This window comes from Streptomyces sp. NPDC001606 (assembly GCF_053596835.1).
This window is the reverse complement of sequence record NZ_JBSFHC010000003.1, coordinates 430,366-443,561: the sequence shown is the minus strand read 5'-3', so window position 1 is coordinate 443,561 and position 13,196 is coordinate 430,366. Positions and strand designations below refer to the sequence as shown.

The 13,196-nt window shown below is 75.0% G+C and carries 11 protein-coding genes and 1 pseudogene; 5 read left to right on the top strand and 7 right to left on the bottom strand.

The features are described from left to right. Nucleotides 1-59 precede the first annotated feature (59 nt). The 3 genes from ACWCV9_RS09610 to ACWCV9_RS09600 form a co-directional block, all read right to left on the bottom strand. Complete coding sequence (locus tag ACWCV9_RS09610) at nt 60-938, bottom strand: hypothetical protein (protein WP_450785209.1); 879 nt, start codon at nt 936-938, stop codon at nt 60-62. Nucleotides 939-969: 31 nt separating this feature from the next. Beyond that, nucleotides 970-2,499: a hypothetical protein gene (locus ACWCV9_RS09605; protein WP_450785208.1), complete on the bottom strand. Its 1,530-nt coding sequence runs from the start codon at nt 2,497-2,499 to the stop codon at nt 970-972. Nucleotides 2,500-2,651: 152 nt separating this feature from the next. After that, complete coding sequence (locus ACWCV9_RS09600; protein ID WP_450785207.1) at nt 2,652-3,353, bottom strand: GntR family transcriptional regulator; 702 nt, start codon at nt 3,351-3,353, stop codon at nt 2,652-2,654. 148 nt (nt 3,354-3,501) lie between these two features. Here ACWCV9_RS09600 and ACWCV9_RS09595 point away from each other — a divergent pair, with 148 nt between their 5' ends. Genes ACWCV9_RS09595 through ACWCV9_RS09575 form a run of 5 tightly spaced genes read left to right on the top strand, consistent with a single transcriptional unit; the run spans nt 3,502 to nt 8,000 of the window. Continuing rightward, nucleotides 3,502-4,821, top strand: a complete 1,320-nt coding sequence (locus ACWCV9_RS09595; RefSeq protein ID WP_450785206.1) for an MFS transporter — start codon at nt 3,502-3,504, stop codon at nt 4,819-4,821. Further along, on the top strand, nt 4,818-5,657 hold the full coding sequence (locus tag ACWCV9_RS09590) for a putative hydro-lyase (RefSeq protein ID WP_450785204.1): 840 nt from the start codon (nt 4,818-4,820) through the stop codon (nt 5,655-5,657). Before ACWCV9_RS09595 ends, ACWCV9_RS09590 begins: the two co-directional genes overlap by 4 nt. A gap of 45 nt (nt 5,658-5,702) precedes the next feature. After that, entirely contained in the window at nt 5,703-6,461 is a 759-nt protein-coding gene (locus ACWCV9_RS09585) for a LamB/YcsF family protein (protein WP_450785202.1), read from the top strand. Further along, nucleotides 6,458-7,075 (top strand): 5-oxoprolinase subunit B family protein, encoded by a 618-nt coding sequence (locus ACWCV9_RS09580; RefSeq protein WP_450785200.1) that lies wholly within the window; start codon nt 6,458-6,460, stop codon nt 7,073-7,075. Before ACWCV9_RS09585 ends, ACWCV9_RS09580 begins: the two co-directional genes overlap by 4 nt. A 55-nt stretch (nt 7,076-7,130) precedes the next feature. Beyond that, nucleotides 7,131-8,000, top strand: coding sequence for a 5-oxoprolinase subunit C family protein (locus ACWCV9_RS09575; protein WP_450785198.1), 870 nt, complete (start codon nt 7,131-7,133; stop codon nt 7,998-8,000). Nucleotides 8,001-8,196: 196 nt separating this feature from the next. Here ACWCV9_RS09575 and ACWCV9_RS09570 read toward each other — a convergent pair. The 4 genes and pseudogenes from ACWCV9_RS09570 to ACWCV9_RS09555 form a co-directional block, all read right to left on the bottom strand. Continuing rightward, a pseudogene (locus ACWCV9_RS09570) lies at nt 8,197-9,012 on the bottom strand (SGNH/GDSL hydrolase family protein); the annotation flags it as partial. Continuing rightward, nucleotides 9,009-10,178 carry a glycosyltransferase gene (locus ACWCV9_RS09565; protein WP_450785196.1) on the bottom strand — a complete coding sequence of 390 codons (1,170 nt, stop codon included), beginning with the start codon at nt 10,176-10,178 and terminating at the stop codon, nt 9,009-9,011. The pseudogene ACWCV9_RS09570 and the gene ACWCV9_RS09565, both read right to left, overlap by 4 nt. Next, nucleotides 10,175-11,302: a glycosyltransferase family 4 protein gene (locus ACWCV9_RS09560; protein WP_450785195.1), complete on the bottom strand. Its 1,128-nt coding sequence runs from the start codon at nt 11,300-11,302 to the stop codon at nt 10,175-10,177. The genes ACWCV9_RS09565 and ACWCV9_RS09560 overlap by 4 nt, the downstream gene beginning before the upstream one ends. A 182-nt stretch (nt 11,303-11,484) precedes the next feature. After that, the gene (locus tag ACWCV9_RS09555) at nt 11,485-12,903 is read right to left on the bottom strand and encodes a HEAT repeat domain-containing protein (protein ID WP_450785193.1); all 1,419 of its coding nucleotides are present in this window, start codon (nt 12,901-12,903) and stop codon (nt 11,485-11,487) included. Nucleotides 12,904-13,196: the final 293 nt, after the last annotated feature.

Below are 13,196 nucleotides of genomic sequence, written 5' to 3'. Positions count from 1 at the left end.
GCGGACTCTCGTAAGTCTGGTGAAAGGTGCGGTGGTTCGGGGATCTGCTGAGCCGGCGCTCAGGAGTGGAACGGCAGCCCGGCGTCGGCCACCAGTTCCAGGTCCTCGGTGTCCTCGGCGGGCAGCAGGCTGGCCGTGCCGTCGGTCACCGGGACCACGCCCAGGTCCAGCAGTTCGGTCAGCGCGGCGCTGCCGGCCAGGTCACGGACCTGGAGCTGGTAGCGGGCGGTGGTGCGGTAGGTGCCGCCGTGGTCGTCGCCGGTGCGCTGGAGGAAGCCCGAGTCGGTGAGGAAGGCGAGGGCCTTGGCCACGATGCCGGTGGTGGAGGCGGCCGGCCGGCGGGCGTCCTTGGTGGCGCCGGTGGCACTCCGTCTGGCCCAGATCCGCCAGGCGGCCTCCAGACCGGGGGCGTCGGTGGCCGGGTCGGTGTTCTCGCCCTGTTCCTCGGCACGCTCCTCCAGGCGGCGGCAGGCCTGCCGGACGAAGGCGTCGACGCCGTTGACCGTGACCCGGCCGATGTAGGTGTCGTCGGCCAGGTCCTCGGGGCGCGGGAAGGCCAGCGCGGCGACGGCGAGGTGGGCGAGTCCGTGCAGGAAGCGGTCGCTGGAGTCGGCGGCGGTGCGACGCGCGTAGTCGCCCATGCGGACGGCGAACACCGAGTCCTCGGCGGCCGTCACGGCCATGCCCGCGCGCGGGGACACCTCCAGCACGACGAGTCCCAGCCCGGCGGCGACGGCGTCGGCGAGGCGCGCGAACGCCGGGTCGTCGCGGTAGCGGCGCAGCAGCTCGGTGTACTCCTGGTCGCGCGCGGGCTGCAACTTGGGTTGCAGCCCGAAGGCGACGAGCCGCGCCGCGTCGGCGGCGTCGGCGGGGGTGACGGCGGCGGATGCCGACGGGGCCGGGGGCTCCGTGTCACTCCACTCGACGTGCTCGCTCACGGTTGGGACTCCTTGTCGCGTTCTCGGGTGCTCATGCTGCTTCCGTCCGGTCGGCCGCCATGCCCGCCGCGTCCAGCAGGGCCGTGCCCACGATCAGATCGGCGCCGCCGAAGTCGGGGTCGTCCAGCTCGGTGCCGTCGTCCACGGCGAACAGCAGCTTCTCCTCGCCCTGCCGGTAGGCAGTGCCCACGGCGGGGCTGGCCGCGTGGATCGCCAGCAGGGCGACCAGGTAGGCGAGGTCGAAGCCGCCGGACGCGCGCGCCTCGGCCAGCAGGCCGGACAGTCTGCGCGGCGCGTCGGCCGGCAGGTCGAGCAGTTCCTTCGCCGCGGCAAGCTGCTCCTCGCTGAAGCGGCTGTCGTCCGGCGTCGCGATCAGGTCTGGCTCGGGCATCTCGGCGCCCAGGTGCTCGCGCTCCACGGGTGGGGTGAGCAATATGCCGACGAGGTCCGCCACCCGCACGGACACCGGCGTCCGCAGCCCGGTGCCGTGTGCGAAGAAGGCGTCCGTGACCCGGATCGCCTGCTCCACGGGCAGGGGCAGCACCGGCGCGAGCAGATGGCCGTAGAGGTCGGTGCCGGAGGTCGTGGTCGGTGTGGCGAAGGCCTGCCGGTCCTGTTCCGCGCGGAACAGCGGGCCCGCCTCCAGCAGGCGCGACTGGAGCTGGGTGTGCCGCCGGATGCAGTCCTTGACGATGTCGACCAGTTCGGCGGCGCGGCGCTTGTGCTCGGGCTCCTCGGTCTCGTCGCGGGCCTTGCGGATGTTGGTGAGGATCGCGTTCTCGTGGCGGTAGCGCTCGGCGACGTGGTCCAGGGCCTCGGCGATCATGTCGGGCACGGTGTTGAGCCAGTCCACGGCGCGGACGTTGCGCCGGGTGGCCTCCAGGGCCCGGCGCAGGGTCTCGGAGTACTGGACGGTGCGGTAGCGGGCCTGTTCCGCGGCGAGCTGGGCGTCGGCGAGCCGGCCTCGGCTGATCAGCACCTCCAGCTTGACCTCGGCGGCGATCTGGGCGCTGGTGACGTCGGTGTCGAGGGCGCCGACGAGGACGTTGACCGCCTCGTCCGTGGTGCGCAGATAGACCGTGCCGCCGGGGCCCGGGACCTCCTCGATCAGCTTGAAGTCGTAGTCCCGGCGGACATAGGTGCCGTCGGGCGCGAAGGTGCCGTACACCGCGCGGAAGCCCCGGTCGACGCTGCCGACGTTGATCAGGTTCTCCAGGACCCAGCGGGCCACCCGCTCGTGCTCGGCGGCGGGGCGGTGCGGGGCCTGGGCGGCGATGCGCGGGACGAGGCGGGCGACGATCTGCTCGTGGTCGGCGCCGGTGTCGAAGTCCATGTTGAGGGTGACGAGGTCGATGGCGGCCAGCGCCACTTCGGCCATGCCGTACACCGAGTACTCGCCGGCCAGGTTGGCCTTGCGCGCGTCCAGGTCGTGCAGCGGCGCGGTGCAGGCGAGCGCGCGCAGCCGGCGCGCCAGCCCCTCGTCGGCCGCGGGGCCCAAAGCAGGGCGCGGCGCCGCGCTGAGCTGGGGCGGAGCGCTGTCCGTCGATGCAGGCGAAGTCACGGTGCACAGCCTAGGTCCTGGGTCTGACATCCACCCAAACGACGCAGGACGGCTCGGCCGGGAGGCCGGGGAGCGCGGCGGTTCTGCGGGTACGGACCGCCCGCGGCGGGGCGGCGCCGCATGAGGCGCCTACGGCGGGACGCGGGAAGCGCCTACGGCATGCCCTCTTCGCCGACCCGCCTGCGGTACACCTCCACGATCCGCTCCAGCGAGTCCGTGAGATAGGTCGCGAGCAGCCGCTCCGCCTCGGCGCGGTCCCCGGTCTCGAGCACCTGGAGGATCCGGCGGTTGCGGGCGAGGTAGGGCTCGTGCAGCCGGCGGGGGTCGTCCACCACGTGGAAGGCCAGCCGCAGCTCGGCGAAGACGCTGCGCATCAGCTCGTCGGTGCGTTCGCTGCCGGCGAGGGCGACCAGCTCCTGATGGAAGTGGATGTTGGCCGTGCCCATCGCTTTCCAGTCGTGTTCGACGGCCGCCTGCTCCCCTTCGGCCACCGCCGCGGCGAGCCCCTGGAGCGGGTACGGCGGCTCCCCCAGCCCCCGGACCACGGCGCACTCGACCAGGGCGCGGGTGCGGTAGATGTCCTCGACGTCCTCGACGGTCAGCACCCGCACGAACACGCCCCGGTTGAGCTCGTGGACGAGCAGGCGTTCGTGGGTGAGCAGCCGGAAGGCCTCGCGCAGGGTGTTGCGGGAGACGCCGAGCGCCCCGCCGATGCCGTCCTCCGACAGCCGGGTGCCGGGCGGGAAGTATCCGTCGGCGATGCGGCTCCTGAGGATGTCCGCAACCCGCTCCGCCGTGCTGGTACGCCCCAGGAGAGCGCGGTCGTCGGCCAGTCCCGTCAGCTGCTCTGCCATGCCCGGAATTCAATCGCAGACCCCGGAACGAAACAACGCGGGTATTGAAGGATCGTTGAACGATCCTCTACGGTGCTCGGCACGGTCCTGGTTCCGTACGGCAACTGCTCACCCCCCGCACCCTCCGTCCCCCTTCTGCGAGGTGCCCATGAGCACGACCCCTCCCCCACCGGCCCTCAACTCCGACCCGCTCCCGGGCAAGGGCGAACGCGCCGCGGAAGACGGCGCGTTCGGCTGGCTGCGCGCCCTCGGTCCGCGCGGACGACGCGCGTTCGCCGGAGCTTTCGGCGGATATGCCCTGGATTCCTACGACTACTTCACGCTGCCGCTCAGCATGGTGGCGCTCGCGGCCTCCTTCCGCCTGGACAGCGCCCAGACCGGGCTGTTCACCACCGTCACGCTGGTGGTCTCGGCGGTCGGCGGCGCCCTGGCCGGTGTCGTCGCGGACCGGGTGGGCCGGGTCCGGGCCCTGATGATCACCGTGGCCACCTACGCCGTCTTCACCGTGGCCTGCGGCTTCGCGCCCACCTACGAGACGCTGCTGGTCTTCCGCGCCCTGCAAGGACTCGGGTTCGGCGGCGAGTGGGCGGTCGGGGCGATCCTGGTCGCCGAGTACGCGTCCGCGCGCCACCGGGGCCGCACGCTCGGCGCGGTGCAGAGCTCCTGGGCGGTCGGCTGGGCGCTGGCGGCGGTCGTCTACACGCTGGTCTTCTCCTTCGTCGGCCAGGACCTGGCCTGGCGGGTGATGTTCTGGACGGGCGCACTGCCCGCGCTGCTCCTGGTCTGGCTGCGCCGCCGGGTGCATGACGCCCCCACCGCGGTGGCGGCACGCGAACAGGACCCGGCGCGGGGCTCCTTCGCGGCGCTCTTCCGGCCGGACCGGGCGGGCGCCCCGGGCCTGCTGCGCACCACGGTCTGCGCGAGTCTGCTGTCCACCGGTGTGCAGGGCGGCTACTACACGCTGGCCACCTGGGTGCCGACCTATCTGAAGTCCGAGCGCGGCCTGTCGGTCGTCGGCACCGGCGGCTATCTGACCTTCCTGATCTCCGGCGCGTTCCTGGGCTACCTGACCGGCGGCCACCTCACCGACCGGCTCGGCCGGCGGAACAACATCTGGCTCTTCGCCCTGCTGTCGGCCGTGTGTGTCCTGGCCTACGCGAACATCCCGCACGGCGCCGACACCCTGCTGCTGGTGCTGGGCTTCCCGCTCGGCTTCTGCATGTCGGCCATCTTCAGCGGCTTCGGCTCCTATCTGAGCGAGCTGTACCCGACGGCGGTGCGCGGCACCGGTCAGGGCTTCACGTACAACACGGGCCGCGCGGTGGGCGCCGTGTTCCCGACGCTGGTGGGCTTCCTGGCCGACAGCTGGGGCGTGGGCGGCGCGCTGGTGTTCGGTGCGCTCGGCTACGGCCTCGCGGCGCTGGCCCTGCTCGGGCTGCCGGAGACGCGCGGGAAGGAGCTGGCATGACCCGGCCGCAGGGTACCGAGGACCGGCCCGTCTGCGCCGTCGACGCGCACGCGCACGCGTGGAGCCCGAAAACGGCGCGGGCCCGGTTCCGCGACGGGCTCACGGGCCCGACGGCCGGGGTGGCGGCGGGCCACACGCAGGCCAACCTGATCGCCGTACCGGCCGACTGGGCCTACGACATGCTGCTGTTCTGCCAGCGCAATCCCAAGCCCTGCCCGGTGCTCGACGTCACGGACGCCGGCTCCCCCGCGACCGTTCTCGCCGAGGGCGCCGATCTGCGCACCGATCTGCCCCGCTACCGGGTGTGGCAGGACGGCGAGCTGGCCGAGGAGCCCACGGACGTGCGGGCCCACTGGCGGGACGACCTGGTGTCCTTCCTGATCGGGTGCAGTTTCACCTTCGAGTGGGCACTGAGCCGGGCCGGGGTGCCGATCCGCCATGTCGAGCAGGGCCGCAACGTGCCGATGTACGTGACCGGCCGGGAGTGCCGGGCGGCGGGCCGGCTGCGCGGGCCGATGGTGGTGTCCATGCGGCCGGTGCCGCCGGAGCATCTGCGGGCCGCGATCCGGGAGAGCAGCCTGCTGCCGGCCGTGCACGGCGGCCCGGTGCACTGCGGGGACCCGGCGGCGCTCGGCATAGCCGACCTCGGCCGGCCCGACTTCGGCGATCCGGTGACCGCCGACGAGGGCGACATCCCGGTCTTCTGGGCCTGCGGGGTGACCCCGCAGGCGGCGGTGATGGCCTCGCGGCCGCCCTTCGCCATCACCCACGCCCCGGGCCAGATGTTCCTCACCGACGCCCGCGACGAGCAGTACCGGCTGGTCGGCCTCGACTGACCGGCCCGCGGCAGACCCACGAGATACCGGAGAGACGACGACACCATGACCGCGATCGATCTGAACGCCGACCTCGGCGAGGGCTTCGGCCGCTGGCGCCTGACCGACGACGAACAGCTGCTGACCGTCGTCACCAGCGCCAATGTGGCCTGCGGGTTCCATGCCGGGGACGCGGCCACCATGCGCCGGGTGTGCGAGCTGGCCGCCGCGCGCGGGGTCGCGATCGGCGCCCAGGTCTCCTACCGGGACCTCGCCGGGTTCGGGCGGCGCGCGATGGACGTGCCGCCCGCCGAGCTGGCGGCGGAGGTGGCCTACCAGATCGGGGCGCTGGAGGTGTTCGCGCGCGCGGCCGGCGCGCGCGTGGCGTACGTCAAGCCGCACGGCGCGCTCTACAACCGGGTCGTGCACGACCCGGAGCAGGCCCGCGCGGTGGTCGACGGCGTGCTGCTCGCGGACCCGTCGCTGCCGGTGCTGGGCCTGCCCGGCTCGCGCCTGCTGGAGCTGGCCGGCGCGGCGGGGCTGCCGGTCGTCACGGAGGCGTTCGCCGACCGCGCGTACACCGACGAGGGCGCTCTGGTGCCGCGCGGCCGGGACGGCGCCGTGGTGACCGACCCGGCGGCGGTGGTGGAGCGCTCGGTGGATCTCGCGCGCTCCGGCACGGTCACCGCGCACTCCGGCGCGCGGATCCGGGTGCGCGCCCGCTCGCTGTGCCTGCACGGCGACACTCCCGGGGCGGTGGACCTCGCACGCCGGGTACGCGAACAGCTGACGGCGGCGGGCGTACGGGTGGAGGCCTTCGCATGAAAGCGCTTCCCGTGGGCGATGACGCGCTGCTCGTCGAGGTGGCCTCCGGCACGGAGGCGCAGGCGCTGCACGCGGAGCTGCTGCGGCGCCGCGCGGAGGGCTCGCTGGTGGTGCGGGAGATCGTCCCCGCGGCACGGACGGTCCTGCTCGACGGCCTGGCCGACACGGACCGCTGGGCGTCCGAGCTGACCTCGTCGGCCGTACCGCCCGCTCCCCCGCCCGCGCGCGAGCTGATCGAACTGCCGGTGCGCTACGACGGCCCGGACCTCGCGGAGGTCGCCGCGCACTGGGACGTCCCCGAGCGGGAGGTCGCCCGGATCCACGCGGGCACCGAGTTCACGGTGGCCTTCTGCGGCTTCGCGCCCGGGTTCGGCTATCTCACCGGCCTTCCGGCCCGCTACGACGTCCCGCGCCGGGCCACCCCGCGTACGGCCGTCCCCGCCGGGGCGGTCGCCCTGGCGGGGCCGTACACGGGCGTGTACCCGCGCTCCTCGCCGGGCGGCTGGCAGCTGATCGGCAGCACGGACGCGGTGCTGTGGGACCACGCGCGCGTGCCGGCCGCGCTGCTGGCTCCGGGGGTGCGCGTGCGCTTCGTACCGGTGGAGGACGCGTGAGTGGGGCAGGGACGCCGGGTCCCGCCGGCCGGCGCCGCGCGGCGGGGGTGGGCGCATGAGCGACCGTGCGCTCGTCGTGGTCCGTGCCGGGGCGCTGACCACCGTGCAGGACCGGGGGCGGCCGGGGTACGCGCATCTCGGCGTGGCGCGCTCGGGGGCGCTCGATCCGCCCGCGGCGGCGCTCGTCAACCGGCTGGTGGGCAACGGCCCGGACGCCGCCGTGCTGGAGACGACGGTCAACGGCTGTGCGCTGCGGCCGCGTTCGACGGTGACCGTGGCGGTGGGCGGCGCGCCATGCCCGGTGACGGTGGACGGCCGTCCGGCCGCGTGGGGCGCCCCGGTCGTGGTGCCGGCCGGCGCGCTGGTGGAGGTGGGCCCGGCCGTGGCCGGCGTCCGCGCCTATGTGGGTGTCGCCGGCGGTGTCGCGGTGGAGCCGGTGCTGGGCAGCCGTGCCACGGACCTGCTGTCCGGCCTCGGCCCGGCCCCGCTCACGGACGGCGCGGTGCTGCCGCTCGGTGCCCCGGCCGGTCCGCCGGGGCGGGTGGACGGCGCCCCGCAGCCGGGTCCGCCGGCCGAGCTGGTGCTCCGGGTGACACCGGGTCCCCGGGCGGACTGGTTCACGCCCCGGGCGCTGCGGGATCTCACCACGCGCGCGTACCGGGTCTCCTCGGCGAGCAACCGGATCGGGCTGCGCACCGAGGGCCCGGCGCTGGAGCGCGCCCGGCCCGGGGAACTCGCCAGCGAGGGCATGGTCCTGGGCGCGGTCCAGGTACCGCCGGACGGCCGGCCGGTGGTCTTTCTCGCCGACCACCCGACCACCGGGGGCTACCCGGTGATCGCGGTGGTCCGCGCCGCGGACCTCCCGGCGGCCGCGCAGGCGGCGCCGGGAACCGTGGTGCGGTTCATCCCGGTACGGCGCCGCTGAACGCCTGGTCCGTCACCGGTACCGCGCCACTGAACGCCTGCTCCGTCACCGGAACCGCGCCACTGAACGCCTGCTCCGTCACCGGTACCGCGCCACTGAGCCCCCGTCCCTCAGCCGCGCCCTCCGGGGAACCGGCGGAGCGGCTCCCGCCCTCACCGCGCCGCTGAACCCCCACACCGGCACCCGCGCCGTGCCCGAGGGCCGCCAACGCGGCCGAGACCTCCGCTGCGGCGCCGAGGTCGAGGCGGGCGTCGGTGCCCCGGGCCCGGTGGTGGAGTTCGTCGGCGGCGAGGCGCAGCAGTTGCGGCAGCAGGTCGGTGCAGCGCCGGGCCACCCAGCCGGTGCCGGCGGTGGCCAGCCACCACAGGTTCGCCGCTCGGGTCGGCGCCGGTGAGTCGGGTGCGGGCGACGGAGGGGCGCCACAGGCCAGGCCCGCCTCCACGAGCAGCGCGTGGCAGCGGACGGCGAGCCGCCGGTGCCCGCGTTCGCCCGGGTGGAGCCGGTCCGCGCTCCACAGGGACCGGTCGGTGATCCAGTCGCCCTCGGCCGCGTGCAGGTGGACGGCGCCGTACCGGTCGGACAGTGCGTGCACGACCGAGTTGACGGCGCGTTGCCGACGGGCCAGCGGGCGGGCCAGGGCGCTCGGCAGGCCCAGCATCGCGCCGGGGTCGGGGAGGCAGGCGGTGAGCAGGGTCGCGCCGTGCCGGGTGCAGGACGCGTAGACGTGGTCGAGGTGGGCGGCCACCGCGCGGATGTCGAAGGTGCTGCGCAGCGTGTCGTTGACGCCGATGATCACGGATACCAGGTCGGGGCGCAGCTCCAGGGCGGCCGGGGTCTGCCGTTCGCGCACGTCGTGGGTCCGGGCACCGCTGACCGCGAGGTTGGTGAACTCCGCCCCCTCACCCAGGGAGGCCGCCAGCAGCGTGGCCCAGCCCCGCAGGCCGCCCCCGGCCGGGTCGCCCACGCCCTCGGTCAGCGAGTCTCCGAGGGCGACGAACCGGACGGGGCTCATGCCACGCCCTCCGGGACGGCACCGGGCCGGCGGTCGGTCACCGGGGCGTCGTGTGCGGCGAGGAACGCCTCCACCGCCGTACCCCAGCCGAAGCACTCGGCACGCGCGCGTGCCGCGTCCCGTCGCTCCGGCTCGCGGCGCTCCAGCAGGAGTTGCACGGCGTCCGCGAAGGCCTCGCCGTGGTCGGCCGCGGTCGCGCCGGCGGAGCCGATGACTTCGGGCAGTGCGGAGGAAGCGCTTGCGACCACGGGGGTGCCGCAGGCCATGGCCTCCAGGGCGGCGAGCCCGAAGGTCTCGGCGGGCCCGGGCGCGAGGCAGACGTCGGCGGACGCCTGGAGCGCGCCCAGGGCGTTCCGGTCCGAGACATGGCCGAGGAACGCCACCGGCAGCCCGCGCTCCCGCGCGCGGTGTTCCAGCCGGGCGCGCAGCGGCCCGTCCCCGGCCACCACGAGCACCGCCTGCCGTCCGCGCCGCAGCAGCGCCTCCAGGGCGTCGAGGGCCGTGCCGGGCCGCTTCTCCACGGACAGCCGGGAGCACAGCACGAGCAGTGCCTGCTCCGGGCGCGCGTGCCGGGCGCGCACGCCGGGGTCGCGCAGCCCGGGGTGGCGTTCCATCAGATCGACGCCCAGGGGAGCGCGTACGACGTTGCGCGCGCCGATGCGGACGAACTCGCGCTCGGCGAACTCCGTGGTGCACACCACCCGGGAGTAGACGTGCGCGGTGCGGGTGTTGAGGGCGTCGGCGGCCCGTCGGGAGAGGTTCTCGGGCAGCCCCCAGGTGCGCAGCACGCCGTCGGCGGTCTCGTGCGAGACCATCACGGCGGGCACGCGCGCGCGGCGGGCCCAGCGGCCGGTCCAGCGCAGGGTGGTCCGGTCGGAGACCTCCAGCCGGTCCGGGGCCAGCTCCTCCAGGAGCGCGGCCACCCGCCGCCGGTCGGTCAGCACGCGGTAGCCGCCGGTGCCGGGGAGCAGCGGGCCGGGCAGGGTGATGACCCGGCCCTGCTCGGTGTCGCGGTCGGTGTGCCGTTCGCCGGGCACGATCAGCACCGGTTCGTGGCCGGCGGCCCGGAATCCCCGGCCCAGTTCGCGCAGGGCGGTGCGCAGGCCGCCCGAGGCGGGGGCGACGAAGTTGGCGAGCCGGACGATGCGCAGGGACTGGCCGGTCATGCCGCCACCACCGTCTTCCGGGCCGCGAGGACCTCGTCGTAGTGGGCGATCAGCTGGTCGCCGACCGCAGCCCAGGTGCGCCCTTCGACCATGGCCCGCGCGGCGGCGCCGTACTCCGCCCGGCGGGCCGGGGCCGCGGCCAGTTCCCGTACGGCCTCCCGGACCGCGTCGGCGTCCCGCGGCGGGACGAGCAGGCCGGTGCGGCCGTGGGCGACCAGGTCGAGCGGGCCGCCGGCGGCGGGCGCGACGACCGGGACGCCGCTGGCCATGGCCTCCTGCACGGTCTGGCAGAAGGTCTCGAAGGGGCCGGTGTGCACGAACAGGTCCAGCGAGGCGAAGATCCGGGCGAGGTCGGCGCCGGTGCGGCGGCCGAGGAAGACGGCGCCCGGCAGCGCCTCGGTCAGCTGGGGGTGGCTGGGTCCGTCGCCGACGACCACGACGCGGACGCCGTCCAGTGCGCACACGCCGGCGAGCAGTTCGACGTGCTTCTCGGGGGCGAGCCGGCCGACGTAGCCCACGATCAGTTCGCCGTCCGGGGCGAGTTCGCGGCGCAGCGCCCCGTCACGGAGGTCTGGCCGGAAACGTATGGTGTCGACCCCGCGCGGCCACAGCCGTACCCGTGGCACCCCGTGCGTCTCCAGATCGTGCCGGGCGGCGCTGGAGGGGGCCAGGGTGCGGTCGGCCGCGGAGTGCACGGAACGGATCCGCCGCCAGGCGGCCGCCTCTCCGGCGCCCATGTAGGTGCGGGCGTATCCGGCGAGATCGGTCTGGTAGACGGCGACGGCGGGGACGCCGAGCCGGGCGGCGGCGGCCATGCCGCGGACGCCGAGGACGAAGGGACTGGCCAGGTGGACGACGTCGGGCCGGTGGTCGAGCAGGGCCGCGGCGAGACGTCGGCTGGGGAGGGCGACGCGCACCTGGGGGTAGCCGGGGAGGGGGAGGGAGGGCACGCGGACGACCGGGCAGGGGGCGTCGGTGTCCGGCGGGCTGCCGGGCGCGGGGGCGGGTGCGACGACGAGCGGGGAGTGACCGCGATCTACGAGGTGCCGGGCGGTCTGGAGCGCGCAGTGGGCCACGCCGTTCACATCGGGGGGAAAGGATTCGGTCACGATGACGACACGCATAGGGGTGTTGTCGCCGTGCCGGACGTTGCCGCGCCGACTTCGATCTTTCCGCCCGGGGAACGTCCCATGAGCGTTGGGCTGCCACCCGAGCGGGTCAGACGGCCGTCATGACCGGCTGACCCGCGGGTCATCCCGTGTTCACCTGACGGGCGGTCGTCGGCCCGGCCGGCTGTGCGCAGAGGTCAGCCGGCAGCGGTGTCGGGGCCGATGCGGCTGCGCACCGCCGTCTGTACCTCGTCCTCCTCGGCCGGGTCGGCGGCCAGCCGGCGGAGCCGTTCCACGACACGGGTGTCACCGGTCTCGGCGTGCCGGGCGGCGAGTTCGCGGGTGGTCTCCTCGCAGTCCCACAGGCATTCGACGGCGAAGCCCGCGGCGAAGGAGGGGTCGGTCGCGGCCAGGGCGCGGGCGGCACGGCCGCGGAGGTGCGAGGAGGCCGTCTCGCGGTAGATGTGGCGCAGCACGGGGGCCGCGCAGGCGATGCCGAGACGGCCGGTGCCGTCGACGAGGGTCCACAGGGTGGGGGCGTCGGGGCCCTCGCCGCGCACGGCCTCGCGGAGGGCACCGAGGACGAGGTCGCTGTCCCGGGTGCCGCCGCGGCAGGCGAGCACGCGTCCGGCGGCGGCGCCGAGCGCGTCGGGGCGCTGGGCCCAGCCGCGCGCGCGGTCGACGGCGGCGACACTGCGCATCCGTTCGAAGGCGTCGACGGCGGCCTCCACGACGAACGACGAGCCGTCGGTCACCGCGGCCTCGATCAGATCGAGGGCGGCGGGGTCGTTGCCGTCGGCGAGGTAGCGCAGTGCGGTGCAGCGGGCTCCGTCGCCGCCGTCCCGGGCGGCCTGGAGGATCTCGGTCCGGTCCTCCGGGCCGGCGACGGCGGCCAGGCAGCGGGCGGCGGGGACATGGAGCGCGGCGCCGCGGTCGATGCCCTGCTGGGCCCACTCGAAGACGGCGCGCACACTCCATCCCGGGCGCGGTCCGGTGGGCCGCATCTGCCGTTGCCAGCGGTCGAAGCAGCCGGTCTCCTGGGCGGCACGCACACGCGTGGCGATCGCTTCGCGCGGATCCTCGGCCCACAGCCGCCAGGGCCGCGGCTCGAAGGCGTCCCGGACGGCGGCGGCCAGCTCGGCCTCGCCCTCGGGGTCGGTGGTGAAGCGGGCCAGGACCGGGGCGGCGAGGGCGCGCAGGCCTGCGTCGTCGTCGCGCAGGGCCAGCTCGTCCAGGGCCCAGGCCCAGTTGGCGCCCGTGGCGGCGTAGCGCCGCAGCAGTGCGAGCGCGTCCCGCCGGCCGTAGGAGGCGAGGTGCCCGAGCACGGCCAGGGCGAGGCCGGTGCGGGACTCGTCGGTGTCGAGGATGTCCTCGGGACCGAAGAGGTGCGCCTCGATCTCGTCCAGCTCGCCGTTCAGGTCGAGGTAGAGCCGGGCGTAGTACAGGGAGCGGTTCTCCACCTGCCAGTCGTGGCGGGGATCGCGCTTCACGCAGTGGTTCAGGGCGGCAAGCGCTTCCGCGCGGGGGGCGGTGAGCGCGTGCAGTGTGCCGTCGCCGCGGCCCCGCTGGAGCAGGCCGAGCAGCGTACCGCTGGGCGCTATGACCGGATCGAACATGGGAAACAGCCTCACATCAAGCGTCGACGCAACCGGGGAACACGCACTACCTGGCCGCGTGACACAACGTCGGAGCGCCCGCCGTCTCTTGCTTGCTGTAGACCATCTCTCTCTGCCTCTCGTCGGTGGCCCATGCGGACCGCATCACGGCCCGCGCGGTGCGGCAACACCTGCCCAGCCATCGCGTCCGTGAATCACGACGTCATGATGACCCGCGGTGTGTGCTGCCGCGACCGTATTTCCGGCGGCCCTTTACCGCCTCCCCCGTTTTCAGTGTCGTACCTGGTCAGGAC